Source organism: Pseudomonas sp. RIT357, from assembly GCF_000632245.1.
GTDB classification, from domain to species: Bacteria; Pseudomonadota; Gammaproteobacteria; order Pseudomonadales; family Pseudomonadaceae; genus Aquipseudomonas; species Aquipseudomonas sivasensis.
Genome location: NZ_JFYX01000046.1, coordinates 35,270 through 61,641, shown reverse-complemented (window position 1 = coordinate 61,641; position 26,372 = coordinate 35,270). Strand labels below are relative to the sequence as shown.

The window sequence follows — 26,372 nt, the reverse complement described above, 5'->3', positions numbered from 1 at the left end:
CCATCGGGAGCAAGCCCCGCCCCACATGGGTTACTTGATCATTGGAAGATTGAGACCCTGCTCTTTGGCGCAATCGATCGCGATCTGGTAACCCGCATCGGCGTGACGCATCACCCCTGTCGCTGGGTCGTTGTGCAGCACACGGGCAATCCGCTCGGCCGCTTCGTCGGTGCCGTCGCAGACGATCACCATGCCGGAGTGCTGGGAGAAGCCCATGCCGACGCCGCCACCGTGGTGCAGCGAGACCCACGTCGCACCGCTGGCGGTGTTGAGCAAGGCATTGAGCAGTGGCCAGTCGGAGACGGCATCGGAACCGTCCTGCATGGATTCTGTTTCGCGGTTCGGGCTTGCTACCGAGCCGGAGTCGAGGTGGTCACGACCAATCACCACCGGCGCCGACAGCTCGCCGCTGCGCACCATTTCGTTGAATGCCAGGCCGAGCTTGGCGCGCTGGCCCAGACCGACCCAGCAGATACGCGCTGGCAGGCCCTGGAAGCTGATGCGTTCGCGAGCCATGTCCAACCAGTTATGCAGGTGGGCGTCGTCGGGGATCAGCTCTTTGACTTTGGCGTCGGTCTTGTAGATATCTTGCGGGTCGCCCGAAAGCGCAGCCCAACGGAACGGGCCGATGCCACGGCAGAACAGTGGACGGATGTACGCCGGAACGAAACCTGGGAAGTCGAAAGCGTTTTCAACGCCTTCTTCCTGTGCCATTTGGCGGATGTTGTTGCCGTAGTCGAAGGTCGGGATGCCTTGCTTCTGGAATTCCAGCATGGCTTTGACGTGGACTGCCATGGACTGCTTGGCGGCCTTGATCACGGCAGCCGGCTCGGTCTTGGCGCGGGCGCGGTATTCGTCCCAGGTCCAGCCGGCGGGCAGGTAGCCATTGAGCGGGTCATGGGCACTGGTCTGGTCGGTGACCATGTCCGGGCGCACACCGCGCTTGACCAGTTCCGGCAGGATCTCGGCCGCATTACCCAGCAGCGCGATGGAAATGGCTTTGCCTTCTTTCGTGTATTTGGCGATACGGGCCAACGCGTCGTCGAGGTCGGTGGCTTGCTCATCGACATAACGGCTGGCCAGGCGGAAATCGATGCTGACCTGCTGGCACTCGATGTTCAGCGAGCACGCGCCGGCCAATGTCGCGGCCAGAGGCTGTGCGCCGCCCATGCCGCCGAGACCGGCGGTGAGGACCCAACGGCCTTTCAAATTGCTGTCGTAATGCTGGCGACCGGCTTCAACGAAGGTTTCGTAAGTGCCTTGGACGATGCCCTGGCTGCCGATGTAGATCCAGCTGCCGGCAGTCATCTGGCCGTACATAGCCAGGCCCTTGGCATCCAGTTCGTTGAAGTGTTCCCAACTGGCCCAGTGCGGAACCAGGTTGGAGTTGGCGATCAACACGCGCGGGGCGTTGCTATGGGTCTTGAACACGCCGACCGGTTTGCCGGATTGCACCAGCAGGGTTTCGTCGTCGTTCAGATTGGTGAGGCTCTCGACGATCTGGTCGTAGCACTCCCAATTACGTGCGGCGCGGCCAATGCCGCCGTACACCACCAACTCTTTCGGGTTCTCGGCCACTTGCGGGTCGAGGTTGTTCATCAGCATGCGCAGCGGTGCTTCAGTCAGCCAGCTTTTGGCGGTGAGCTTGTTACCGCGGGCGGCGCGGATTTCGACGTCACGGTATTTTGTAGGCTTGGTCACTGCTAGGACTCCTCGGCGATCGATGCGCGAACATGGATGGTGCGAAGGAGAGTCTTACGCACACATCTTTACTTGTATGTACAAGCATATGCAATCAAGCTGCCAACTTTTTGAGCGAGGTGTTGGATTTTTTTTGCAAAACGCGTGGGAGCCTTGGAAATTAAGGCTTCGAGGGACGATGAAATTTCTTACGTGGGAGTTTTACGACGAGAGAGGTTTGTCACGACAGCGTGGCTTTGCGCCACGCTGGGGCATTCGGTAACAAATTGGTGCAGGGGTTGGAAACAGATCGCAACAACAGCGGGAAACAAATGTGGGAGGGGGCTTGCCCCCGATAGCGGTGGATCAGTCAGCCCACCTGGTACTGACACACCGCAATCGGGGGCAAGCCCCCTCCCACATTTTTTAACCGCGCTGAGTCAGTTCGATGATGCAGCTACGGCCAGTGATAGAGATGTCCAGCAAGCCAGCGTTACCGTCCACTTGCAGGCAATCGTGATGGCCCAGTACCTGGTCCAGCACCTTCACTTCATCCGCCACGCTGAACACCAGCACCGTCTGCGCCGTACTGAAAAACCGCTGCACACCATCCATCCACTGCAACCGCGCGTGGTAGCGCTCGGGCGAATAAATCAGGTTGAAATCGCGAATCGGCCCAGTGATCAATCGGCACGACACCTGACTGTCACCCTTGAACGCGAACGGTTGCAGCGGTAACAGTCCGCGCTGCTCCTCGCCATCCACGGTCAGCACCATGCCTGCGCCCTTGATTACCGTGATCACACGCTGGTAACCGGCGAAGGTGGAAAAGCCGCCCGACTCGGCGATATCGGCAATCGACAAGCGCCAGCCAAAGCCATCCAGGCCATCGCCGGCATCACGGGAAATTTCTTCGGTACTGCCACCGCCGTTTTTCCACGGCATGCGGACGTAATCGGCGGCGCGCCAGACTTTCAAACTCATTTACTGAAGCGTCCTTCGAGGCTGTGACGGGAACCAGGGTGGATCAACCGCGCGGCGGTCACCGGCTGGCGTCCGGACCAGGTGCGTCGGCGAATCAACAGGCACGGTTCGGTGGGCTCGATTTGCAGCAGCTTGCACTCGTCGGCGTCGGCGAGGATCGCTTCCACGACGTGCTCGCCTTCCGTCAGCGGCGCAACCTGGTTGAGATAGGCATAGGGCGTTTGTTGGGTGAAATCCTGCTGCAGGTATTCCGGCGCGACCAGGGCGTTGACGAAACGGTCTTCGATTTGCACGGGAATATCGTTTTCGTAATGCACGATCAGTGAGTGGAACACCCGCCCGCCTTCGCGCATTTCCAGAGCGACGGCACGTTCGGAACCGGCGGCCTCTTCGCCCAGGGTGATGACCTGGCAGGTATGCCGATGACCGCGGGAAGCGATCTCATCAGCAATGTTGTGCACTTCAAACAGCGCCGACTGGCTTTTGGGCTCGGCGACAAAAGTACCGACGCCTTGCATGCGAACCAGCAACCCTTCGGCGGTGAGTTCGCGCAGGGCGCGATTGATCGTCATTCGGCTGAAGCCCAGTTGGCTGACCAGTTCACTCTCCGACGGCACGCGGTAATGGGGTGGCCAGTTGCCGTTGAGGATCTGCTGACTGATCATCTGTTTGACGCGGGCATACAAGGGCGCCGGACTTTCGTCCATGTGGGCAGCCAGTGAAGACTTGGCGGGCGGAGTCGGCACAGGGAATCCTTGCAGGGGGAAAAGATGCATAGATTGCCGGAGTTTACCGAGCAGGCAAACGTCTGTATATGTATATACAAATAAACACACGACCGGAGTGCTCTGAACATGTCCGCTTTTTTTGCCGAACGCGCACTGCTGCCTAATGGATGGGCCAACGATGTACGTCTTGAAGTCAGCGCCGATGGCCTGCTGACACAGATTGCGGCCAATGCCAGTGCAGACGGCGCCGAGCGGCTCAAAGGCCCGGTTTTGGCGGGCATGCCCAACCTGCACTCCCACGCATTCCAACGCGCCATGGCGGGTTTGGCCGAAGTCGCCGGCAACCCGAATGACAGCTTCTGGACCTGGCGCGAGCTGATGTACCGCATGGTCGGCAAGATCAGTCCGGAGCAACTGCAGGTGATTGCGCGCCAGCTGTACATCGAGATGCTCAAGGCCGGTTACACCTCGGTGGCCGAATTTCACTACGTGCATCATGATGTCAGCGGCCAGCCGTACGCCGACCGTACGGAACTGTCGCGGCAGATCAGCCACGCGGCCGCCAGCAGCGGTATTGGCCTGACCTTGGTGCCCGTGCTCTACACCCACTCGGGTTTTGGCGGGCAGGCGCCGAACGAAGGCCAGCGACGGTTTATCAACAGCACCGAAAACTACCTGGACCTGCAGGCGCGCCTCAAACCGATCCTCGCGGCGCAACCGGCGCAGCAACTGGGCTTGTGCTTCCACTCCCTGCGCGCTGTTACGCCACAACAAATCAATGAAGTCCTGGCCGCCAGCGACAAGACGTGCCCGATCCATATCCATATTGCCGAACAACAAAAAGAAGTCGACGACTGCCTGGCCTGGAGCGGCAAGCGTCCGTTGCAATGGCTGTATGACAATGTCGAGGTGGATGAACGCTGGTGCCTGGTGCACGCGACTCACGCCAACCCGGAAGAAGTGACGCGCATGGCAGCGAGCCGGGCGATTGCCGGATTGTGCCTGACCACCGAAGCCAACCTGGGCGACGGGATTTTCCCGGCAGTGGATTTTCTCGCCCAGGGCGGGCGCATGGGCATCGGTTCCGACAGCCATGTATCATTGAGCGTAGTGGAGGAATTGCGCTGGCTGGAATACGGCCAGCGCCTGCGCGATCAACGGCGCAACCGCTTGTATCGCAGTGACCAACCGATGGTTGGCCGTACGCTGTTCGATGCTGCGCTGGACGGTGGCGCACAGGCACTGGGGCAGCCAATTGGTCGACTGGAAGTGGGCAAGCGTGCGGATTGGATCGTGCTGGACGGTAATGACCCTTACCTGGCGACAGCAACAGAGGATGGCATTCTCAATCGCTGGCTGTTTGCCGGCGGTGATCGCCAGGTGCGTGATGTGCTGGTCAACGGGAAATGGGTGGTGCGCGACGGGCGTCATGCAGGCGAAGAAGAAAGCAGCCGGGCATTTACGCAGGTGCTAAGGGACTTACTCGGTTAAAACATATGGGAGGGGGCTTACCCCCGATTGCAGAGTGTCAGCCAGCAAATCAGATACTGACACACCGCTATCGCGGGCAAGCCCCCTCCCACATTGGATTGAGGGGCTCTCAGGTTATTGCGAAGTCTTGGCCATCTGCTTATCCGATGTCCGGAAGATCAATCGCGTGGTGTCATACCCCTGCTGTCGCGCCCTGCTCAGCAGGTCTTCGCGAGTATCGGCACTGACCGTTGGCGTGCGCGACAGGATCCACATATAGCGCCGGCTCGGGCTGCCGACGATGGCGGTCTTGTAGTCATCGCTGACGTACAGCACCCAGTAATCGCCCTTGGCGACGCCCGGCAGCAGTGACGTGAACCAGTTGTTGAATTCCACCCAGAGCTTGTCAGTCTTGCCAGGCACTTGCGGGGTGGCGGTGCCCTTGGCTTCTTCCCACTTCCATTCGGTGGTCAGGCAGCGGTTAAACACCGACATGTCGCCATCGGGCAACAAGGTGTAGCGTGCTTCGGACTGCGCGCAGTTGCGCTGAAAGTACATCGGCAATCGGGCCAACTCATACCAGGTGCCCTGGTAACGCTTGAGGTTGACGCTGCCGGCAGTCTTGGGTTGCAGATCATCGCCAGAATGGCTGGCACAGCCCGCCAAAAACAGGCTGGCACAAAGGAACAAAACAAAACGCATCATTCTTCTTCTCCCGCAGGCTCTCGCCCCGGTTTACTTCAGGCCTTGCCCGGAAAACATGAGAACTTTGTCACCGGCATATTGAACGCTGATAAAGCTGGTTTTATCGCCCCACGTGCAGCTGGACATGCCCAGTGCGCCGGAACAATCGGTCGGCTTACCCAACAACGACTCCACCTCGGCCTTCGGCATGCCGGCCGACAACTTCGCGTAATTTTCCTGGTTGATCTTGCTGCAAGCGGCCAACAGCACGCAAAAAGCCAGCAAAGCGAGACGGCGTAACGACATGGAATAACTCCTGGAGGGACAAGGCAGCGTGGGTATCTGCCAGAAGCTTAGAAGGGAAAACAGGTGTCTGGTTCCCGACGAGTAAAAACAAAAAAGCCCCGAAAACGCTGAAACGTTTCGGGGCTTCTTTAAGGGTGAACCGGCTCACAACAACGCCGATCACTTATCGCCGCAGCTTACTTCTTGTGATAGGCCGTCACGCGCTCAACTTCTTCCTTCGAACCCAGGAACACCGCTACACGCTGGTGCAGGCCTTCCGGCTGGATGTCGAGGATGCGCTGGTGGCCGTCAGTGGACGCGCCGCCCGCTTGTTCAACCAGGAACGACATCGGGTTGGCTTCATACATCAGGCGCAGTTTGCCCGGTTTGGATGGCTCGCGGCTGTCACGTGGGTACATGAACAAGCCACCACGGGTCAGGATGCGGTGCACGTCGGCTACCATCGCCGCGACCCAACGCATGTTGAAGTTTTTCTTCAGCGGGCCTTCTTCACCGGCCATCAACTCGCCCACGTAGCGGGTAACCGGTTCTTCCCAGTGACGCTGGTTGGACATATTGATCGCGAATTCCTGGGTGGACGCAGGAATGGTGATGTCTTCGTGGGTCAGTACGAAGCTGCCCATTTCGCGGTCCAGGGTGAAACCTTTAACGCCGTCACCCAGGGTCAGCACCAGCATGGTCTGTGGGCCGTAGATCGCGTAACCGGCAGCGACCTGCTCGGTGCCTGGCTGCAGGAAAGCCTTTTCGTTCAGGGCTTCGTTCTGGCTCAGGTATTCGTTCGGGCAGCGCAGCACGGAGAAGATAGTGCCGACCGGTGCGTTGATGTCGATGTTGGACGAACCGTCCAGTGGGTCGAACACCAGCAGGTAGGCACCTTTCGGGTATTTACCCGGGATCTGGTAGGCATTGTCCATTTCTTCGGACGCCATGCCGGCCAGGTGACCGCCCCATTCGTTGGCTTCAAGCAGGATCTCGTTGGAGATTACGTCGAGCTTCTTCTGTACTTCGCCCTGCACGTTTTCAGTGCCCATGCTGCCCAGGACACCACCCAGTGCGCCTTTGGACACGGCATGGCTGATTTCCTTGCAAGCACGCGCGACCACTTCGATAAGGAAGCGCAGATCGGCAGGCGTGTTGTTGCTGCGGGTCTGCTCAATCAAATAGCGACTCAAGGTAACGCGGGACATGTAAGGCTCCGGAGAATGGGGGGCTTGAAAACCCGCGCAGTTTAACGCGAGTCGGGGCGTATTTCCTCCTATCAGAGGATTTAAACCCAATAGAGTTCATGGACTTTATTTAACGCGCCGCCGGTGGCTTGCGCAGCAAACTGTAGGCCATGGCGCCCAGTGCCGCCACGCCGAGCAGCAAGACGGCCCAGAGTCCGAGTTTTTTCCAGTTCGGCCCGTCCTCCACAGCGGCTACGACCACCGGCGACGCGACCGCAACGTCCCCCACAACCTTGGCCTGTCCCAGCGTATTGAGGCGCTCGGCACTGTAATCGGGGATCAGGGTCGACAGTGGCAGGCTTGCGGCTTTCACCGACGCATTGCCCAACGCCAGGCTGAACGGCGGCTCACCCCGCGCCAGGAACACCAACTGGGTAGCGCGCACCGCAAAGCGCAGCGCCGGCGCATCGGCGCCCAAACCGCCACCGCGCTCGTCCACCTGCAGCTTGAGTTCGGTCACGACCTGACCCGGCAACTGCAACTCATCCTGCACCACGTCCTGGCCGTTTTGCGTCAGGCGGTACAGCAAGCCATTGTTCAATGGCTGCCACAGTTGTTTGGCATCGCTGCGTCCCGCCAATGTCACCGGTGCCAGCGTGTTGGGCTGCTTCAACTCAATGCGCAAACGCTCGACACTCAGCCCAGTCGGCAACTGCCAGCTGTACTCCCCAGCCTTGAGTCGCGTTCCCGCCAATGGCTGCGACCACACCAACGGCATTGGCAGACTGCTGCGCGTAGCACTCACCAGCTTGGCCGAGGTCAGCAGCGGCGCCGCCTGCCCCTTCCATACCAGACGCAGGTAGCGCGCTGAGCGTCCTGGCAGGCTGACGTCATGCTGTTCGACCCGTTCGTCGGCGAACGACAAGCGTGCCACCTGCCCCTCGCCCCAAGGCTCCCAACGCTGCAAGTCATCACTGGCTTCAATGCTGAAACGCTGGAAGCCCTCTTGCTCACGGCTCCAGTCCAGGCTCAGTTGCTGCAACGGTGCCTTGATCGCGCTGGCGTCCAGCACCCAGCCGCGCAACACCTGCATACCGGGCTTGGCGGCAGAAGACGGTTTGATTTCCACCAGGGTGCCTTCGGTGGTGGTTTTCATCACCACACCGGGCAGGCTTTCCTGAGTGTCGGCGGCGTACAGCGGGAACCACTTCACATCAGCGACGTTGCGACTTTCGGTGCGCAGGGAAGATTGTCGCGACAGCGCATAGGCCTGGGGCTCACCGGCGGCGTTAAACACGCGAACGTCACCGAGGTCCGCCTGGCGCGCGTTGAGTTGCACAGCCAACGGCAATTCAAGGCGATACCAGGGGCCATTGCCGCTCACACTCAGCGGCACATGGTGGGTGAAATCAGCCGGGGCTTCCTGGGCCGACGCCGCCAGCGCCGCACACATGCCCACCATGGCCACGCTCAACTTACCGATCAAGAGGATGCTCCTTCAGTTTCCATCACAGGTTCGGCCCGCTTAGGTGGCAGCGGTGCGAAATAACCCACCACCAGCAACAGCCCGCCCACGCCGATAAACGACACGATCCGCGCCAGGCCGCCACGGTTACTCAGTTCGACAAAGAACAGTTTGGCCACCACCACCGCAATCAACGCGGCGCCGATCAACCACACTTCGCGACGATGGCGCAGGTGGCCGCCGATCATCAGGCCGAGGGCGATCAGAGTCCACACAATCGACAGGCCGGCTTGCACCAGCATCGACTCCAGCAACGCATCCAGATGGAACGGCACGCCGCCCCAGTGGTGCGCAGTGCGCATGACCAGTGCCGTGAAGAACGCAAACAGCGAGAGACCCGCGATCCCTTGTGCGGCCAATTCGGCACGCGGCCCGCGTTGTGGCGCCACGCTTCGGGACCACAGGTAAACACCCAGCAGCGCGAAGAGCAGGCCCAGTTCCAGAGGGTTGAGCAGAGGCACGTAAGGCAACGGATTGGCGGTGCCATCGCTGAAGGTATTCGCCAGCCAGAACCAGCCGAGCATCAGCACAGCCAATGGCAGCGCGGCCAGGACTCGGTACTCCCTTGGGTACGCCGACACTGGCCACGGCCAGGTGCGCGGTGCGGCGGCCAGCACCAGGTACAGGCTTGGCAGGATGGCCCAGCCCAACCAGCGCCAGGCGTTGTATTCAGCCGACAGGCGCAACAGTCCATAGCGCAATTCCAGTGCCAGCACCCCGATCAGCATCCAGCAGCCTAGGACATGGGCAATACTTAGCATCCTGGCCGGAACCACCGGCGCCAAGCGGCGCAGCGAGATGAAATGCACCACAAACACCGCCAACCAGGCCAGCCATCCGTACTGCGCCGCCGGGTGATAGTAGCTGTGGGCAGATACCAGCAACGCCACGCCCGCCGCCGGCATCAGCAAGGTGCACAGCACACCCAGGGATGCCCAGCGCAGTCGCGCCGCGAGCAACGCCCAGATCGCCACGCTCGCTGCGGCAAGCCCCAGCAGGAAAGAACCAAGCAACGCTTGCGGAACAAAACGCAACACTTCGCCGCCCAGCGCCAATGTCCACCACGCCGCACCCCACACCAGCAAAAGGTCGGACAAGCGTTGCAGCTTCAGCACCGCAAACACCGGCGCATGGGGCTCACGTTGCAAGCGCCAGGCGCCGATCAAGGCGGCCAGGCCCAACACCATCGGCGTCCAGAAACCACTGTGCGCCAGCGGACGCAGGCCTTCGCCGGTCAACGGCCCGAGCAATTGCGGCACCGCCAGCAGGAACGAGCCACCGCCGACCAGTTGCAGCAGCAACCCAAACACAAAACTGACGCGCTGTTGCAGGTACAAGCTCAGCCAGATGATCAACAACCCACTGGCAGCCCATACGCCGCTGGCGCTTTCCCATGGCAGCACAAACAGCACCGCCAGATTGATCAACACCAGACCGGCGAGCAGCACCACCGACAACCCACGTAACAGCCGCACATCGCTGCGCACCATGTCGTCGCGTGCCGCCAACAGCATGCCGCCAATCAAGGCCAAGCCGATCAGGGAGGCCGTGAGCAAACCACTCCAGCCCGCATTGAATACCGCCGCGCCCTCCCCACCCTGCAAGCGCACCAGGAATAACGCGCCACCCAGCAATTGCACCGCGAACGCAGTGAACAGGAAAGTGCGCGAGCCAATGCGCAGGCCGATAAACAGGGTCGCCAGACCGGCGATGGCCCAACTGATGGCGGTGCCTTGGGTCAGCAACAGCAAGGGCGCCAGCAGGTACAAAAAGCTCAAGCCCAGAGACGCAAGGACCGGCAGCCCTTTGCGCTCCCACTCTGCCGCGTGCTCCGCCGATGCCTTGCGCATCTGATCGAAGCTGAACAGCAACGCGGCGCCGAGCAACAACGCACCCAGCGGCGCACCGTCGAGCAGGCTGTGTTCGCCAATGCGCAGTTCGCTGAGGAAGGCCAGCGCTGAGCCCAATTGCAGCAACAAGCCGAACGCACGCGCCAACGGCCGCTGCTGGCGCAAACCGAGCCAGAAGATCCCGGCGCCTTCCACCGCCCACGCCGCAGCCGTCCAACGTGCATCAAGGCCCAGAGGAATCGCCAGGCTGGCAAAGATCACGCCCAGGGCCAGGCACGTTTCCGCCAGCAGCAACGCGCGTCCGCCACTGAGTAACCGCGCCAGGCCCATGTAGATAATGCCCAGGCCCAACGCACTGAACGCCGCGGCGAATTCCAGATGCTGTACCAATGCGAACTGCAAGCCAAAGCCCACCAGCGGCGGGCCGAACAGCATGCCGCCGTCAACGTAATCACCCTTGGCAGCCGACCAGCGCAACAACGCATCACGGCCTTCGGGCGCGTCGCCCAGCTCCAGCAATTTGCGTCGGGCGAACAACAGGCCGATGGCCAGATACATTAGGAAGAACAGGATCAGGAATGGCTCGGTACTCCACAGCAATTCCGGCGTGTAGGAACGCATTCCCCAGGCGAAGCCGATGCCGAAGGTACCGACGAACCCGATCAGGTTGAGCAAGCGCCAGGCCTTGAACCAGGCGATGGCGAGAATACCGGCGTTGAGCAGGGCAAAATAACTGAACAGCGCAACATGGTTACCGGCACCGGTGGACGTAAGGATCGGTGCCGCAAAACCGCCGAGTGCTGCCGCGCAGGCCAGGCCCAACGCGTCCTGGGTGACCGCTAGGATCGCCGAGAACACCGTGACCGCAACCAGCAGGCCCAGCGCCGCGCTCGGGTCGATCAACGGATGCAGGCGCATCGCGGCAAACACCGTCAGGTACAGCACCGCAATCCCGGTGCCTTGTAGCATCAGCCCGTAGTTGCTGTTGCGCAGTCTCAGCCACCAGCCCAGGCCCAGCAGGCCGACGGCGGCAGCAGCCACACCGGCGTAACGCAACTCGATCGGCACCACCATGCCTTCGGTGGCATAACGCAGCAGGAACGCCAGGCCGAGAAACAACAGCACCACGCCGACGCGCAGAACAGTGTTGCCGCCAAACAGCCAATTGCGTGCGCCAGCGAGGGCACGTTCGAACAGGTTGGGGCCACGGGGGATAGCAGGTTCTTCAGGAGGGCGCGGAGCCGGAGCAGGCTTCCAGGCGTCTTCGGGCAATGCAGGGCTTGGTTCGGCGATCATGGCGACGGGCGCCAATTCGGCCGGCAGCTCCCAAACCAGTTCGGGGGCCTTGGCGATGGGTGTCGGTTCAGGGATGGAGGGTTCGACCACCGCGGGGCTGGCCGGCGCAGGCACTTCCAATTGCCGCAGTCGCTCACCGAGGGCGATCACCGACTTCTGCGAGGTTTCCAACTGACGCGCCTGCTGTCGCACCTGGGCCGCAAGCTTCGACAGGCCAATCGCCTGGCCAATGCCCAACCCCAGCAGTGCGCCGATGCCTGCGTCATAGAACGACTCATCGAGCGTCCAGCCGACAACCAGGCCAATCAGCATGAAAATCCATTGCATGGTCGATATTCCCTAAGCAAACCGGCGCTCAGTATATCGACGCGCAACCAATGTGGGAGGGGGCTTGCCCCCGATAGCGGCGTGTCAGTCGACATATTCGTCAACTGACCATCCACTATCGGGAGCAAGCCCCCTCCCATATTTGGATCCAGGGTGCTTAGTCGAGCGCTTTCCAGATCTCCGTGGCGTACTCGCGGATCGTCCGGTCCGACGAGAACCAACCCATGCGCGCGGTATTGAGCACCGCCGAACGCCACCATGCCTTGGAGTCATGCCAATGCGCTTCGACCCGCGCCTGGGCATCCCAGTAGGAGTCGAAGTCGGCACACACCAGGAAGCGGTCGTAGTCGATCAACCCGTCGATCAAGCCCACATAGCGGCCCGGATCATCCGGCGAGAACACCCCGCCACGGATCGCTTGCAGCACATCGTTGAGGCGATGGGACGCAGCAATATCAGGCCCGGCGTTGAACTCGCCAGCGTGTTTTCGGGCTTCCACTTGCTGTGCACTGAGGCCGAAGATAAACATGTGATCGGCGCCCACGCGCTCGTGCATCTCCACGTTGGCGCCGTCCATGGTGCCGATGGTCAGCGCGCCGTTGAGGCCGAACTTCATGTTGCTGGTGCCCGACGCTTCAAAGCCGGCCGTGGATATCTGCTCCGACAAGTCCGCCGCCGGGATGATGCTTTCTGCCAGGCTGACGTTGTAGTTGGGCAGGAACACCACTTTGAGCAACCCGCGCACAGTCGGATCGTTGTTGACGGTGCGGGCGATGTCGTTGGTCAACTTGATGATCAACTTGGCCTGGTGATAACTGGCCGCCGCCTTGCCGGAGAAGATCTTCACCCTCGGCACCCAGTCGGTGCCCGGCTCGGCACGGATCGCCTGGTACAGCGCTACGGTGTGCAGCAGGTTGAGCAGTTGGCGCTTGTACTCGTGGATACGTTTGACCTGCACGTCGAACATCGCCGCCGGGTTCACCGAAATGCCCAGGCGCTCGTGGATGATCTCGGCCAGTGCACGCTTACTGTGCAGGCGCTGGTCGGCGAAGGCTTTGCGGAAGGTCTGTTTCTCGGCGAAGGTTTCCAATTCGCCCAAGCGGGTTTCCATGGTGTCGAGAATGTCCGGACCCAGTGCTTCCACCAGCATCTCGGTGAGCTTGGGGTTGGCCTGGTACAGCCAGCGGCGGAAGGTAATGCCGTTGGTTTTGTTGTTGATGCGATCTGGGTAGAGCTTGTGCAGTTCGGAGAACACCGTGCTGCGCATCAGTTGGGTGTGCAAGCCCGACACGCCATTGACGCTGTGGGAGCCGAGGAACGCCAGGTTACCCATGCGCACGCGGCGACCATTGTCTTCTTCGATCAGCGACACAGCGCGCAGCACGTCAAAATCGTGGATACCTTTGGCGCGCAGCGAGTCGATGTGCTGGGCATTGATCAGGTAGATGATCTGCATGTGCCGAGGCAACATGCGTTCCATCAGGCCTACCGGCCAGGTTTCCAACGCCTCGGGCAGCAAGGTGTGGTTGGTGTAGGACAAGGTTTCGACCGTGACCTGCCAAGCGGCATCCCAAGCGATGTCGTGCAAATCCACCAGTTGGCGCATCAACTCGGCCACGGCGATGGACGGGTGGGTGTCGTTGAGCTGGATCGCCGCGTGTTCGCCCAGGCTCAATACCGAGCCATGCATGTTTTTGTGGCGGCGCAGCAGGTCTTGCAGAGAGGCGGAGACGAAGAAGTATTCCTGACGCAGGCGCAGCTCCTGCCCTGCTTCGGTGCTATCCGCCGGGTAAAGCACCCGGGAGATGCTTTCAGCGCGGGCCACTTCGGCGACGGCGCCCAGGTGGTCACCGGCGTTGAAGCGCTCCAGGTGCAAGTCCTCCACCGCCCGTGCACGCCACAGGCGCAGGGTGTTGACGCTTGCACCGCGCCAACCGACCACCGGCGTGTCATAGGCCACGGCGCGCACGGTCTCGCTGGGCGTCCACACTTGGATCAGCTTGCCGGCGGCGTCCGGCAGGGTTTCCACGCTGCCGCCAAAGCCGATCGGGTAGATCACTTCAGCGCGCTCGAACTCCCACGGGTTGCCGAAATCCAGCCAGCGTTCGGTCTGCTCCTGTTGCCAGCCATCGACAATCGCCTGGCGGAACAGGCCATGTTCATAGCGGATGCCATAACCGTGACCGGCAATGCCCAAGGTCGACATGCTTTCCATGAAGCATGCGGCCAGGCGGCCCAAGCCACCGTTGCCGAGCGCCGCGTCAGGCTCCAGCAGGCGGATACGCTCAAGGTCGACGCCAAGTTCGCTGAGCGCTTCGCGGGCAATCTCCAACACACCAAGGTTACTCAGACTGTCGTAGAGCAAACGGCCGATGAGGAATTCGAGGGACAGGTAATACACACGTTTCTGGCCCTTGCGGTAAATACGCCGCGTGTGGTCCATCCAGTGATCGACCATCTGGTCGCGTGCGGCCAGAGCAATGGCTTCGAACCAGTCGTGGTCGAAGGCGTGATCCGGGTCCTTGCCCACCGCGTAGGTGAGTTTGGTCAAGACGGCATCGCGAAATGCGGCTACCTCTGCTTCTCGTGCAAGTGGTTCCTGAGACATCAATTGCGACCTCGGGCGAGATAGAAGGAGTTGCTAGAGCCTAGACGGTCTGACAGACGGTAGACGCTCTGGTTCGGCAGTTTTTTAACGCATTTACCTTTAGCGGGTTTTGATGCATTGGCCGTGCCTGCTTTCGCCCATCGCACCGTTCGGGATGAAATACGCAAAATATTGTTCAAAAAACCACCAATCCCGGTATGATCGCGCGCCCGGATACAGCCCCACCTTTTGGAACCTTGATGAAGCCTCAACTGATCGCCGCCGCGGAACTCGACCGTCTTGAGACCTGGCAGAAATATTCCGCCCACATGTGCGGTGGCTGCGTGTCCAGCTGCTGCACGCTGCCGGTCGAAGTGAAGATCAAGGACCTGATCCGCATTGGCATCGTCGATGAGTTCGAACGCGGCGATCCGCCGAAGAACATCGCCAAGCGGTTGCAGAAGGAAGGCATCGTCGAGCGCTACAACAACAAATCCGAGATTTTTACGCTGCAGCGCATGAGCAACAACGATTGCCTGTACCTGGATCGTAAGACGCGCTTCTGCACTATTTATGACAAGCGCCCGGATACCTGCCGCAATCACCCGAAGATCGGACCGCGGCCGGGGTATTGCGCGTACAAGCCGAAGGAAGTGGTGCGCGAGACCAATTTCAAGACCCTCGACAAGTTCTGATCTGGGTTTTGCAGGGGGCTCAAGGGCTCTATCGGGGGCAAGCCCCCTCCCACACTGACCGCATTCCAAATGGCTGTACTCGATCAAATGTGGGAGGGGGCTTGCCCCCGATGAGGCCGGTACAGCCACCACAAAACCAGCAGGCATAAAAAAACGCCCCCGGCCTTTCGACCGGGGGCGTTTTTCATTCAGCCTGAGTTAACTCAGTTCTTGGCTTTCTTGGCAGCGCGGGTACGCTCGCCTTCGTCCAGGATCTTCTTACGCAGGCGGATCGACTTAGGCGTAACTTCGCACAGCTCGTCGTCCTGGATGAATTCCAGGGCCTGTTCCAGAGTGAAGCGAACAGGTGGGACCAGAGCGATGGTTTCGTCTTTGCCCGAAGCACGCATGTTGTCGAGCTTCTTGCCTTTGGTTGGGTTTACGCCCATGTCGTTGTCACGGCTGTTCAGACCAACGATCTGACCGTTGTAGATCTCTTGACCGTGTTCAACGAACAGCTTGCCACGCGCCTGGAGGGTTTCCAGGGAGTAGGTCAGTGCCTTGCCAGTCTCAACCGATACCAGAACACCGTTCTGACGGCCGGACATGTCGCCGGACTTCATGGTGTCGTAGCGATCGAAGATCGAGGTCAAGATGCCAGCGCCGTTGGTCAGGGTCAGGAACTGGTTACGGAAACCGATCAGACCACGAGCAGGGATGTTGTATTCCAGACGCACACGGCCTTTGCCATCCGGCACCATGTTGGTCAGGTCGCCTTTACGCAGGCCCATCTCTTCCATGACCTTGCCCTGGGATTCTTCAGGGGTGTCGATGGTTACGTTTTCGAACGGTTCCTGCTTCACGCCGTCAACTTGACGGATGATCACTTCTGGACGACCAACGCCCATTTCGAAGCCTTCGCGACGCATGGTTTCGATCAGTACCGAGAGGTGCAGCTCACCACGGCCGGAAACCTTGAACTTGTCAGCCGAGTCGCCTTCTTCAACGCGCAGTGCAACGTTGTACAGCAGCTCTTTGTCCAGACGTTCCTTGATGTTACGGGAAGTCACGAACTTGCCTTCTTTACCGCAGAAAGGCGAGTCGTTTACCTGGAAGGTCATGGAAACGGTTGGTTCGTCAACGGTCAGAGGCTTCATCGCCTCGACGTTGTCCGGCTGGCACAGGGTGTCGGAGATGAACAGGGAGTCCATACCGCTCACGCATACGATGTCGCCAGCGAAAGCTTCTTCAACGTCGATACGGTGCAGACCGTGGTGACCCATCAGCTTCAGGATACGACCGTTACGCTTCTTGCCGTCGGCGCCGATAGCAACAACCGGGGTGTTCGGCTTGACGCTACCACGAGCGATACGGCCAACGCCGATAACACCCAGGAAGCTGTTGTAGTCCAGTGCCGAGATTTGCATCTGGAACGGGCCGTCACGGTCAACTTTTGGAGCCGGTACGTTGTCGACGATCGACTGGTACAGCGGGGTCATGTCTTCAGCCATGTCGGTGTGTTCCAGACCGGCAATGCCGTTCAGGGCCGAGGCGTACACGACTTTGAAGTCCAGCTGTTCTTCGGTAGCACCCAGGTTGTCGAACAGGTCGAAGATCTGGTCCAGAACCCAGTCCGGACGCGCGCCTGGACGGTCAACCTTGTTGATGCACACGATCGGACGCAGGCCGGCTTCGAAAGCCTTCTTGGTCACGAAACGGGTTTGCGGCATAGGGCCGTCTTGGGCATCAACCAGCAGCAGAACGGAGTCAACCATCGACATTACGCGTTCTACTTCGCCGCCGAAGTCGGCGTGGCCCGGGGTGTCCACGATGTTGATGTGGTAGCCGTTCCAGTTGATAGCGGTGTTTTTTGCCAGGATGGTAATACCGCGCTCTTTTTCCTGGTCGTTGGAGTCCATCACGCGCTCGTCGTTGAGCTCGTTGCGCTCCAGGGTGCCGGATTGACGCAGGAGTTTGTCTACCAGGGTGGTTTTACCATGGTCAACGTGAGCAATGATGGCGATGTTACGTAGATTTTCGATCACTTGTGTATCTCGATCAGAGGATTCGGTGTGCTGACAGGTCGTGGCAGCGATTTACAGTAGAGTCAGGCCTTGCCGTTACAGCTTGACGGCAGAGTCGGGGGGCCGGTGACGCAGGCCACAGGCAAACAGCCCCGGGCTCTTAGCTCGGTCGATAAACGCGCACATTGGCATGCCCCTCACTGAGCAAATGGTGGGCATGCAGGCGACTCATCACGCCTTTGTCGCAATACAGCAGGTACTGACGGCTGTCATCCAGTTCCTTGAAACGCGCGTTCAATGCGTAGAACGGCAGCGTTTGTACGTCGACGCCAGGAATTTCCAGCGGCTCATCTTCAGCGGCATCCGGGTGACGGATGTCGACAACAATCTGGCCGGCCAGGGCTTCACTGACTTCTTCGATCTGCACATCCTGGCCCAGTTCGTCGATAACACGATCGATCGGGACCAGCTTGGCGTTCTGAAGCGCACGCTCCAGAATCGCCATATCAAACTGTTGTTCTTCGTACTCCACGCGGTTGCGCTTGGCGTGGGTCTTGGGATTCACCGAGATGACCCCGCAGTATTCAGGCATATGCTTGGCGAAGTCGGCGGTGCCGATTTCTTCTGCCAAATCGATGATGTCCTGCTTGTGGCTGGCGATCAGTGGGCGCAACACCAGCTTCTCGGTCACGCAGTCGATCAGCGACAGGTTCGGCAGCGTCTGGCTGGAAACCTGGGAAATCGCTTCGCCGGTCACCAGGGCGTCGATCTGCAACTGATCGGCAATCCGAGACGCAGCGCGCAACATCATACGCTTCAATACTACGCCCATATGACTGTTATCGACTTTACCGAGAATTTCGCCCAGCACTTCCTCAAACGGTACGCTCACAAATAGCACGCGTTGGGAGCTGCCGTACTTCTTCCAGATAAAGTGCGCGACTTCCATCACGCCCAATTCGTGTGCACGCCCACCCAGATTAAAGAAGCAGAAGTGGCTCATCAGGCCGCGGCGCATGATCTGGTAGGCCGCGACCGTGGAATCGAAACCGCCGGACATCAATACCAGGGTCTGTTCCAGGGCGCCCAACGGGTAGCCGCCGATGCTGTCGTGCTGGCTGTGAATCACAAACAACCGTTGGTCGCGAATTTCCATGCGCACTTCAATTTGTGGCGCTTTTAAGGAAATTCCGGCGGCGCCGCACTCGCGACGCAGCTTGCTGCCGACGTATTTCTCGACGTCCATGGAGCTGAATGGGTGCTTGCCGGCACGCTTGCAGCGTACCGAAAAAATCTTGCCTTCAAGGCTGTCACCGAAGTGCCGTTTGCATTTTTCGGTGATGTCATCGAAGTCGCCCAGCGGGTACTCATCCACCTGGAGGAAATGCGCGATACCCGGCATGCAGCTCAGGCGCTCGGTCATGTCCTTCAAGGCTTTGGCGTCGGTAAGGCGGGTTTCCAGCTCGAGGTTGTCCCACACACCGTTCACCACCACAGCCGGGTCCAGATCGCGGAGCACGGCACGGATGTTCTTGGCCAACTGACGGATGAAACGCATCCGTACCGGTCGGCTCTTGATGGTGATCTCGGGGAAGACTTTAACGATTAATTTCATGGAAACAGCGCGCGCAGGGCCTGCCGAAAAAGGGGGGCGCGGATTATAGCGGAAATCGCTCAAGGTTTAACCAGTTAATATGCACATCACTCGACTCGCACTAAAGCAGTGCATTTGCACGCATCAGCGCCACATTGCAGTGCGCGAATTTCGCGCTTTTGTCGCAATGCACCTTTATAGGGGCGTTTTTGGAGCAAAAAACCCATGTTGGCGCACTGGCATGCAATTTGCTCTCTTGTGAGGCAGGTTGCCATGGCGGACTATCCGCGCCGGCATCACCCACATTCTAAGGGCTAACTCCACTACCCCAGCCCGAAGCCACCCGGAGGACACTATGTCGAAGTCGGTTCAACTCATCAAAGATCATGACGTTAAATGGATTGATCTGCGCTTCACGGACACCAAAGGCACTCAGCACCACGTGACCATGCCGGCTCGCGATGCGCTGGATGATGCGTTCTTCGAAGAAGGCAAAATGTTCGACGGTTCCTCCATCGCTGGCTGGAAAGGCATCGAAGCCTCCGACATGATCCTGATGCCGGACGACAGCACTGCCGTGCTGGACCCGTTCACCGAAGAAGCCACCCTGATCCTGGTGTGCGACGTGATCGAGCCTTCGACCATGCAAGGCTACGACCGCGACCCACGTGCGATCGCCAAGCGTGCCGAGGAATACCTGAAGTCGACCGGTATCGGTGACACCGTATTCGTAGGCCCAGAGCCAGAATTCTTCATCTTTGACCAAGTGAAGTTCAAGTCCGACATCTCCGGCTCCATGTTCAAGATCTACTCTGAACAAGGTTCGTGGATGTCCGATCAGGACGTGGAAGGCGGCAACCATGGCCACCGTCCAGGCATCAAAGGTGGTTACTTCCCAGTTCCGCCGTTCGACCACGACCACGAAATCCGTACCTCCATGTGCAACGCCATGGAAGACATGGGCCTGGTCATCGAAGTTCACCACCACGAAGTGGCGACTGCCGGCCAGAACGAAATCGGTGTGAAGTTCAACACCCTGGTTGCCAAGGCTGACGAAGTTCAGACCCTGAAGTACTGCGTACACAACACTGCCGTTGCCTACGGCCGTACCGCGACCTTCATGCCTAAGCCTCTGTACGGCGATAACGGTTCGGGTATGCACGTTCACCTGTCCATCGCCAAAGATGGCAAGAACACTTTCGCTGGCGAAGGTTATGCCGGCCTGTCCGATACCGCCCTGTACTTCATCGGCGGCATCATCAAGCACGGTAAGGCCCTGAACGGCTTCACCAACCCTTCGACCAACTCCTACAAGCGTCTGGTCCCAGGTTTCGAAGCTCCGGTAATGCTGGCCTACTCGGCGCGCAACCGTTCCGCTTCGATCCGTATTCCTTACGTCTCCAGCCCACGCGCTCGCCGTATCGAAGCTCGCTTCCCGGATCCAGCAGCCAACCCTTACCTGGCCTTCGCTGCTCTGGTTATGGCCGGCCTGGACGGTATCCAGAACAAGATCCACCCTGGCGACGCTGCCGACAAAAACTTGTACGACCTGCCGCCTGAAGAGGCCAAAGAGATCCCACAAGTGTGCGGCAGCCTGAAAGAAGCCCTGGAAGAGCTGGACAAGGGCCGTGCGTTCCTGACCAAAGGCGGCGTATTCAGCGACGACTTCATCGACGCTTACATCGGCCTGAAAAGCGAAGAAGAAATCAAGGTTCGTACCTTCGTACACCCACTGGAATACGAGCTGTACTACAGCTGCTGATCCGGTAGCGCTGCTTAAAGTGGCGTGACAAAAAAGACCTCCTTCGGGAGGTCTTTTTTTGCCCGTGAATTACACAGTTCCACACCTGCAAACCTAATCAAAAAGGTGGGAGGGAGCTTGCTCCCGATAGCGGTGGGTCAGCTGATACAGGTGCTGACTGACACTCTGCTATCGGGGGCAAGCCCCCTCCCACAAGGAGATCAGCATTGAAACGTCGACTTGTGTTCGCTCTATTATTCGTCAGCGCCAGTGCATTCGCTGCACCGCCGACACTGGAGCCATTGCTCAACAGCATCGCCGAACGCCTGACCATTGCCGACCAGGTGGCCCTGAGCAAATGGGACAGCAAAAAACCGGTAGAAGACAAAAAGCGCGAGCAAGATGTGCTCGCCAGCGTCATTGCCCAGGCACCGAGCTACAAACTGGAGCCCGCCGCCGCCGAGCAATTTTTCTCGGCGCAGATCGAGGCAAACAAGCTGGTGCAGTACACCCACCTGTCCGACTGGCAGTTCCAGGGCAAGGCACCCGACGACCCGCGCCCGGACCTGGTAAAGCAGATTCGCCCGCAACTGGATCAATTGCAAAAACGCCTGCTGCAACAACTGGCGGACTTCACTCCACAACGTACCGACCCGCATTGCCCTCAATGGCTGGCCGAAGCGGTACATGAGCCGCTGAACGACCCACTGCGGCAATTGGCGATGATCCGCGCTACGGCCGAGCTGTGTATCTACAAAGACTAAAACTGTAACCCCGATCCAAAAATGTGGGAGAGGGGCAACCCCTCCCACATTTGATTTATATGATTTCGGCACTTCCTGAACAACCTTCACAAAACCGCACTATATTGGTGCGACATCCTGCACCCACCCCAACGACTAACACCATTTTGGTTCGAAACTTCCCGTTCAAGCTGGCAGAACGCCACAGTTTCGGGCCCTAACCCCCCATTTCAGGGCTTTCGCGCTTCTTTTCGGAGCCTTGGTTTGGTTTTTGCATTTTCCTTGTATCAGCGTGTGCCTCAAGCCCGCGCCTTGCTCCAAAAGAGGTCCTGATGACCATCAGCGATGCACTGCACCGTTTGCTACTCGACAACCTGACCACCGCGACCATCCTGCTCAATGACGACTTGCGTCTTGAGTACATGAACCCGGCGGCGGAGATGCTTCTGGCCATCAGTGGCCAGCGCAGCCATGGGCAGTTCATCAGCGAGCTGTTCACCGAGTCGGCCGAAGCCTTGAGCTCGTTACGCCAGGCGGTGGAGCAGGCGCATCCATTCACCAAGCGTGAAGCGATGCTCACGGCCCTTACCGGGCAGACATTGACCGTCGACTACGCTGTGACCCCGATCCTGAGCAACGGCGCGACCCTGCTGCTGCTTGAAGTACATCCCCGTGACCGCCTGCTGCGCATCACCAAAGAAGAAGCGCAGTTGTCCAAGCAAGAAACCAGCAAGATGCTGGTACGTGGCCTCGCCCATGAGATCAAGAACCCGTTGGGCGGCATCCGTGGTGCGGCGCAGTTGCTGGCACGCGAGTTACCGGACGAGAACCTAAAGGACTACACCAACGTCATCATCGAAGAAGCCGACCGCCTGCGTAACCTGGTGGACCGCATGCTCGGCTCCAACAAGCTGCCGTCCCTTGCGATGACCAACGTGCACGAAGTACTTGAGCGCGTCTGTCATCTGGTAGAGGCGGAAAGCCAGGGCTGCATCACCTTGGTGCGCGACTACGACCCGAGCATTCCCGACGTGTTGATCGACCGCGAACAGATGATCCAAGCGGTGCTCAACATCGTGCGCAACGCCATGCAGGCCATCAGCAGCCAGAACGAATTGCGCCTGGGCCGCATCAGCCTGCGCACCCGCGCACTGCGCCAGTTCACCATCGGCCACGTGCGCCATCGCCTGGTGACCAAGGTCGAGATCATCGACAACGGCCCAGGCATTCCTGCGGAACTTCAGGAAACCATCTTCTTTCCCATGGTCAGCGGCCGCCCGGACGGTACCGGGCTGGGCCTGGCCATCACCCAGAACATCATCAGCCAGCACCAGGGTCTGATCGAATGTGAGAGCCATCCCGGCCACACCACGTTCTCGATCTTTCTGCCTCTGGAACAAGGAGCCCCATCGACATGAGCCGTAGTGAAACTGTCTGGATCGTCGATGACGACCGTTCTATCCGCTGGGTCCTTGAGAAAGCCTTGCAACAGGAAGGCATGACCACCCAGAGCTTCGACAGCGCCGACGGGGTGATGAGCCGCCTGGCACGCCAGCAGCCCGACGTGATTATTTCTGACATCCGTATGCCAGGCGCCAGTGGCCTGGACCTGCTGGCACGCATCCGCGAGCAGCACCCGCGCCTGCCGGTGATCATCATGACTGCGCACTCCGACCTGGACAGCGCTGTCGCGTCTTACCAGGGCGGCGCATTCGAATACCTGCCCAAGCCGTTTGACGTGGACGAGGCTGTGGCGCTGGTCAAGCGCGCCAACCAGCACGCCCAGGAACAACAGAATCAGGAAGCCCCGCCGGCCCTGACCCGCACCCCGGAAATCATCGGTGAAGCGCCGGCGATGCAGGAAGTGTTTCGCGCCATCGGGCGCTTGAGCCACTCCAACATCACCGTGCTGATCAACGGCGAGTCGGGTACCGGTAAAGAGCTGGTAGCCCACGCTCTGCACCGTCATAGCCCACGGGCAGCGTCGCCGTTTATCGCACTGAACATGGCAGCGATCCCCAAGGACTTGATGGAGTCCGAGTTGTTCGGCCATGAGAAAGGCGCGTTCACCGGCGCCGCCAACCTGCGTCGCGGACGCTTTGAACAGGCGGATGGTGGCACGCTGTTCCTCGATGAGATCGGCGATATGCCGGCCGACACCCAGACTCGCCTGCTGCGCGTACTGGCGGACGGCGAGTTCTACCGCGTTGGCGGTCACACACCGGTCAAGGTTGATGTGCGCATCATCGCCGCGACTCACCAGAACCTGGAAACCCTGGTGCATGCGGGCAAGTTCCGTGAGGACTTGTTCCACCGCCTCAACGTGATTCGCATCCACATCCCCCGCATGTCGGACCGCCGCGAAGATATCCCCACCCTCGCCCGCCACTTCCTCAGCCGCGCCGCCCTGGAGCTGGCGGTCGAGCCGAAGCTTTTGAAAAGCGAGACCGAGGAATACCTGAAGAACCTGCCATGGCCAGGCAACGTGCGCCAGTTGGAGAACACCTGCCGCTGGATCACGGTGATGGCGTCCGGGCGCGAAGTGCATATCGGCGACCTGCCGCCGGAGCTTTTGAGCCTGCCGCAGGATTCGGCACCAGTGACCAACTGGGAGCAGGCGCTGCGTCAATGGGCCGACCAGGCACTGGCACGGGGCCAGTCGAACCTGCTGGACAGCGCCGTACCGGCGTTCGAGCGGATCATGATCGAGACCGCCCTCAAGCACACCGCCGGCCGCCGGCGCGATGCTGCGGTGTTGCTGGGCTGGGGTCGCAATACCCTGACGCGCAAGATCAAGGAGCTGGGCATGAAAGTGGACGGTGGTGACGACGATGAGGGCGACGACGCCTGAATCTCGAATCCACTGAGGTGTAATGTGGGAGGGGGCTTGCTCCCGATAGCAGTAGGTCAGTCACAACATCTGTGCCTGATACACCGCCATCGGGAGCAAGCCCCCTCCCACATTTAGACCTCCACACGGACTCAGAACCGTGCACCGCTTCAATGCACCCTGTTCTAGCATCGCGCACACGTTCCACGCCAGAACCAACCATTTTGTTAAGAGAATGCTGAATTCCGAAAACACCAAAGCCCCGTAATCCGGGGCTTTGCGCTTTTTGAAGAATTTTTTTGGCACAACTTAGCCACTCTGGCACGCGCCCTGCAATAACCCAAGTACAACCCAGTTTCGGGGACCTTGGTACAGGCAGGCCGAGAATCCCCTCTTTACACCCGGGGTGCTTGATGCGAACCGCGTCGCGCTCCACACCGCTTTGGGGAACCTCGGTACAGGCAGGCCGGGGACTCCCTCTTTAACACCGAAGCCTTGATGGCTTCACCCCGTTTTGGGAGCCCTGGTACAGGCAGGCCGGGAACTCCCTTCTTTACACCGGGACTTATGTGGCACAGCGCCCATAGCCCCAGCCCGTTTTGGGGACCTTGGTACAGGCAGGCCGGGGATTCCCTCTTTTATTGCTCCTGGAGATGGATCTCCAACCGCCAGCGGTCATCGACCTCTTCTCCCTTCCACTCCCCGCGCAACGGCCGAGCCGCGACCAGGTTCAGCAGCAGGCCGCCATCGGTCTTGCGCACGCGCCAGTTCACGTCCTTGTTGTTGACCTTAAGTTGCCCGGTGCTGGCCTTGCCTTGGGCATCAAACAGCAACGCCACGGTGCCATCGATATGCTCGCCGTGCAGCTTGGGTTCGCTGTTGAACCACACCACTACGCCATCCGTGGTCGTCTCTACCTGTTGCAGTTCGACCGGGTCCGCTGTGGTCAGCCGGCCAATCATCAGGCCCACCATCAAGCCGACAATCGCCAGCGAGCCCATGACCCTTGGCAATAGCTTCGGTCTTGGGTCTTCTTCAGGGGTAGAATGCAGCGCATCTTTGCCTTCGGAGCCGTGCATGTTTCACGTCATCCTTTTTCAACCAGAAATTCCGCCGAATACCGGCAACGTTATCAGGCTGTGCGCCAACAGTGGCTGCCACCTGCATTTGATCGAGCCCCTGGGCTTCGACATGGACGACAAGCGTCTGCGCCGTGCCGGGCTGGACTACCACGAGTACGCCACGCTCCAGCGCCACGCCGACTTGGCCAGCTGCCTGGAAAGCCTGGGGCATCCGCGCTTGTTCGCGTTCACCACCAAGGGTTCGCGACCGTTCCATGATGCCAGTTTTGCCGAGGGCGATGCCTTCCTGTTCGGCCCGGAGAGCCGTGGCCTGCCGGCCGAAGTGCTCGACGCCCTGCCCGATGGGCATCGCCTTCGCCTGCCAATGCGCGAAGGCTGCCGCAGCCTGAACCTGTCCAACACCGTAGCCGTTGCCGTGTACGAAGGTTGGCGCCAACTCGGTTTCAAATAACACACCAAACAAAATGTGGGAGGGGGCTTGCCCCCGATGGCGGAGTGTCAGTCGACATCTATCTGACTGATCCACCGCTATCGGGAGCAAGCCCCCTCCCACATTGGGTTCTGCGTCGGGTTCGAGATTACTGAACCGTCGGTGCGCCTTCCTGTTGCATGCGCTGCAGCTCTTGAGCGTACAGGGCATCGAAGTTCACCGGAGCCAGCATCAGCGCAGGGAACGAACCACGGGTGACCAGGCTGTCCAGGGTCTCACGGGCATACGGGAACAGGATGTTCGGGCAGAACGCGCCCAGGGTGTGGCTCATGGACGCTTCGTCCAGGCCCTGGATCAGGAAGATACCGGCCTGTTGCACTTCAGCAATGAAGGCCACTTCTTCACCGTTCTTGACGGTGACCGACAGGGTCAGCACAACTTCGTGGAAGTCGCCTTCCAGTGCCTTTTGACGGGTGTTCAGGTCCAGCGCAACGCTTGGGGTCCACTCCTGGCGGAAGATGGCCGGGCTTTTCGGCGCTTCGAACGACAGGTCACGCACGTAGATACGCTGCAGCGAGAACTGTGGGCCTTGAGCTTCTGCTGCTTCGGTGTTCTGTTGGTCAGTCATCGCAGATCCTTCTTGATCTTGGG

General features: G+C 59.8%; 20 protein-coding genes. 7 read left to right on the top strand and 13 right to left on the bottom strand.

Annotated elements, in window-relative coordinates:
* Nucleotides 1-30 precede the first annotated feature (30 nt).
* The 3 genes from hutU to hutC all read right to left on the bottom strand — a co-directional run bounded on the left by hutU (nucleotide 31) and on the right by hutC (nucleotide 3,371).
* Nucleotides 31-1,701, bottom strand: a complete 1,671-nt coding sequence (hutU, locus tag BW43_RS05590) for a urocanate hydratase (RefSeq protein ID WP_032890167.1) — start codon at nucleotides 1,699-1,701, stop codon at nucleotides 31-33.
* Between the two features lie 405 nt (nucleotides 1,702-2,106).
* Complete coding sequence (locus BW43_RS05595) at nucleotides 2,107-2,664, bottom strand: HutD family protein (RefSeq protein WP_032890165.1); 558 nt, start codon at nucleotides 2,662-2,664, stop codon at nucleotides 2,107-2,109.
* Nucleotides 2,661-3,371, bottom strand: coding sequence for a histidine utilization repressor (gene hutC, locus BW43_RS05600; protein WP_241089512.1), 711 nt, complete (start codon nucleotides 3,369-3,371; stop codon nucleotides 2,661-2,663). Before hutC ends, BW43_RS05595 begins: the two co-directional genes overlap by 4 nt.
* A 147-nt stretch (nucleotides 3,372-3,518) precedes the next feature.
* On the opposite strand from hutC, the gene BW43_RS05605 reads away from it, so the two are divergent.
* Nucleotides 3,519-4,883, top strand: a complete 1,365-nt coding sequence (locus tag BW43_RS05605; protein WP_032890162.1) for a formimidoylglutamate deiminase — start codon at nucleotides 3,519-3,521, stop codon at nucleotides 4,881-4,883.
* Nucleotides 4,884-4,997: 114 nt separating this feature from the next.
* Here BW43_RS05605 and BW43_RS05610 read toward each other — a convergent pair whose 3' ends face one another.
* The 6 genes from BW43_RS05610 to BW43_RS05635 form a co-directional block, all read right to left on the bottom strand.
* Nucleotides 4,998-5,567 (bottom strand): lipocalin family protein, encoded by a 570-nt coding sequence (locus BW43_RS05610; RefSeq protein ID WP_032890161.1) that lies wholly within the window; start codon nucleotides 5,565-5,567, stop codon nucleotides 4,998-5,000.
* Between the two features lie 30 nt (nucleotides 5,568-5,597).
* Nucleotides 5,598-5,852, bottom strand: a complete 255-nt coding sequence (locus tag BW43_RS05615) for a lipoprotein (RefSeq protein ID WP_032890159.1) — start codon at nucleotides 5,850-5,852, stop codon at nucleotides 5,598-5,600.
* A gap of 176 nt (nucleotides 5,853-6,028) precedes the next feature.
* Entirely contained in the window at nucleotides 6,029-7,039 is a 1,011-nt protein-coding gene (locus tag BW43_RS05620) for a class 1 fructose-bisphosphatase (RefSeq protein ID WP_003237460.1), read from the bottom strand.
* A 109-nt stretch (nucleotides 7,040-7,148) separates the two neighbouring features.
* Nucleotides 7,149-8,501: a DUF3999 domain-containing protein gene (locus BW43_RS05625; RefSeq protein WP_032890628.1), complete on the bottom strand. Its 1,353-nt coding sequence runs from the start codon at nucleotides 8,499-8,501 to the stop codon at nucleotides 7,149-7,151.
* Entirely contained in the window at nucleotides 8,501-12,016 is a 3,516-nt protein-coding gene (locus BW43_RS05630) for a DUF2339 domain-containing protein (RefSeq protein WP_032890156.1), read from the bottom strand. The genes BW43_RS05625 and BW43_RS05630 overlap by 1 nt, the downstream gene beginning before the upstream one ends.
* Nucleotides 12,017-12,173: 157 nt before the next feature.
* Nucleotides 12,174-14,624 carry a glycogen/starch/alpha-glucan phosphorylase gene (locus BW43_RS05635; RefSeq protein WP_032890155.1) on the bottom strand — a complete coding sequence of 817 codons (2,451 nt, stop codon included), beginning with the start codon at nucleotides 14,622-14,624 and terminating at the stop codon, nucleotides 12,174-12,176.
* Between the two features lie 239 nt (nucleotides 14,625-14,863).
* Between BW43_RS05635 and BW43_RS05640 the strand changes: the two genes are divergently transcribed.
* The gene (locus BW43_RS05640; protein WP_003187815.1) at nucleotides 14,864-15,298 is read left to right on the top strand and encodes a YkgJ family cysteine cluster protein; all 435 of its coding nucleotides are present in this window, start codon (nucleotides 14,864-14,866) and stop codon (nucleotides 15,296-15,298) included.
* 203 nt (nucleotides 15,299-15,501) lie between these two features.
* Here BW43_RS05640 and typA read toward each other — a convergent pair whose 3' ends face one another.
* Together typA and thiI are read right to left on the bottom strand one after the other, a co-directional pair.
* Complete coding sequence (gene typA, locus BW43_RS05645) at nucleotides 15,502-17,322, bottom strand: translational GTPase TypA (RefSeq protein ID WP_032890153.1); 1,821 nt, start codon at nucleotides 17,320-17,322, stop codon at nucleotides 15,502-15,504.
* Nucleotides 17,323-17,461: 139 nt separating this feature from the next.
* Nucleotides 17,462-18,916: a tRNA uracil 4-sulfurtransferase ThiI gene (gene thiI, locus BW43_RS05650; protein ID WP_032890151.1), complete on the bottom strand. Its 1,455-nt coding sequence runs from the start codon at nucleotides 18,914-18,916 to the stop codon at nucleotides 17,462-17,464.
* A gap of 334 nt (nucleotides 18,917-19,250) precedes the next feature.
* Between thiI and glnA the strand changes: the two genes are divergently transcribed.
* From glnA to ntrC, 4 genes are all read left to right on the top strand, one after another.
* Nucleotides 19,251-20,657 carry a type I glutamate--ammonia ligase gene (glnA, locus tag BW43_RS05655; RefSeq protein ID WP_032890148.1) on the top strand — a complete coding sequence of 469 codons (1,407 nt, stop codon included), beginning with the start codon at nucleotides 19,251-19,253 and terminating at the stop codon, nucleotides 20,655-20,657.
* 206 nt (nucleotides 20,658-20,863) lie between these two features.
* Entirely contained in the window at nucleotides 20,864-21,400 is a 537-nt protein-coding gene (locus tag BW43_RS05660) for a chorismate mutase (RefSeq protein ID WP_032890145.1), read from the top strand.
* 311 nt (nucleotides 21,401-21,711) lie between these two features.
* Entirely contained in the window at nucleotides 21,712-22,797 is a 1,086-nt protein-coding gene (glnL, locus tag BW43_RS05665; protein ID WP_032890142.1) for a nitrogen regulation protein NR(II), read from the top strand.
* Nucleotides 22,794-24,230: a nitrogen regulation protein NR(I) gene (gene ntrC / locus BW43_RS05670; protein ID WP_032890139.1), complete on the top strand. Its 1,437-nt coding sequence runs from the start codon at nucleotides 22,794-22,796 to the stop codon at nucleotides 24,228-24,230. The genes glnL and ntrC overlap by 4 nt, the downstream gene beginning before the upstream one ends.
* Nucleotides 24,231-24,847: 617 nt before the next feature.
* Here ntrC and BW43_RS05675 read toward each other — a convergent pair.
* The gene (locus tag BW43_RS05675) at nucleotides 24,848-25,288 is read right to left on the bottom strand and encodes a hypothetical protein (RefSeq protein ID WP_032890137.1); all 441 of its coding nucleotides are present in this window, start codon (nucleotides 25,286-25,288) and stop codon (nucleotides 24,848-24,850) included.
* On the opposite strand from BW43_RS05675, the gene BW43_RS05680 reads away from it, so the two are divergent.
* Nucleotides 25,287-25,742: a tRNA (cytidine(34)-2'-O)-methyltransferase gene (locus tag BW43_RS05680; RefSeq protein WP_010563141.1), complete on the top strand. Its 456-nt coding sequence runs from the start codon at nucleotides 25,287-25,289 to the stop codon at nucleotides 25,740-25,742. The genes BW43_RS05675 and BW43_RS05680 overlap by 2 nt on opposite strands.
* 127 nt (nucleotides 25,743-25,869) lie before the next feature.
* Here BW43_RS05680 and secB read toward each other — a convergent pair whose 3' ends face one another.
* Nucleotides 25,870-26,349, bottom strand: coding sequence for a protein-export chaperone SecB (gene secB / locus BW43_RS05685; RefSeq protein ID WP_014716520.1), 480 nt, complete (start codon nucleotides 26,347-26,349; stop codon nucleotides 25,870-25,872).
* Nucleotides 26,350-26,372 lie beyond the last annotated feature (23 nt).

Coding starts and splice junctions, on each gene's coding strand:
- BW43_RS05595 (WP_032890165.1), bottom strand. CDS start 2,664: ATGAGTTTGAAAGTCTGGCGCGCCGCCGATTACGTCCGCATGCCGTGG.
- hutC (WP_241089512.1), bottom strand. CDS start 3,371: ATGGACGAAAGTCCGGCGCCCTTGTATGCCCGCGTCAAACAGATGATC.
- BW43_RS05605 (WP_032890162.1), top strand. CDS start 3,519: ATGTCCGCTTTTTTTGCCGAACGCGCACTGCTGCCTAATGGATGGGCC.
- BW43_RS05610 (WP_032890161.1), bottom strand. CDS start 5,567: ATGATGCGTTTTGTTTTGTTCCTTTGTGCCAGCCTGTTTTTGGCGGGC.
- BW43_RS05615 (WP_032890159.1), bottom strand. CDS start 5,852: ATGTCGTTACGCCGTCTCGCTTTGCTGGCTTTTTGCGTGCTGTTGGCC.
- BW43_RS05620 (WP_003237460.1), bottom strand. CDS start 7,039: ATGTCCCGCGTTACCTTGAGTCGCTATTTGATTGAGCAGACCCGCAGC.
- BW43_RS05630 (WP_032890156.1), bottom strand. CDS start 12,016: ATGCAATGGATTTTCATGCTGATTGGCCTGGTTGTCGGCTGGACGCTC.
- BW43_RS05635 (WP_032890155.1), bottom strand. CDS start 14,624: ATGTCTCAGGAACCACTTGCACGAGAAGCAGAGGTAGCCGCATTTCGC.
- BW43_RS05640 (WP_003187815.1), top strand. CDS start 14,864: ATGAAGCCTCAACTGATCGCCGCCGCGGAACTCGACCGTCTTGAGACC.
- thiI (WP_032890151.1), bottom strand. CDS start 18,916: ATGAAATTAATCGTTAAAGTCTTCCCCGAGATCACCATCAAGAGCCGA.
- glnA (WP_032890148.1), top strand. CDS start 19,251: ATGTCGAAGTCGGTTCAACTCATCAAAGATCATGACGTTAAATGGATT.
- glnL (WP_032890142.1), top strand. CDS start 21,712: ATGACCATCAGCGATGCACTGCACCGTTTGCTACTCGACAACCTGACC.
- ntrC (WP_032890139.1), top strand. CDS start 22,794: ATGAGCCGTAGTGAAACTGTCTGGATCGTCGATGACGACCGTTCTATC.
- BW43_RS05680 (WP_010563141.1), top strand. CDS start 25,287: ATGTTTCACGTCATCCTTTTTCAACCAGAAATTCCGCCGAATACCGGC.
- BW43_RS05675 (WP_032890137.1), bottom strand. CDS start 25,288: ATGCACGGCTCCGAAGGCAAAGATGCGCTGCATTCTACCCCTGAAGAA.
- secB (WP_014716520.1), bottom strand. CDS start 26,349: ATGACTGACCAACAGAACACCGAAGCAGCAGAAGCTCAAGGCCCACAG.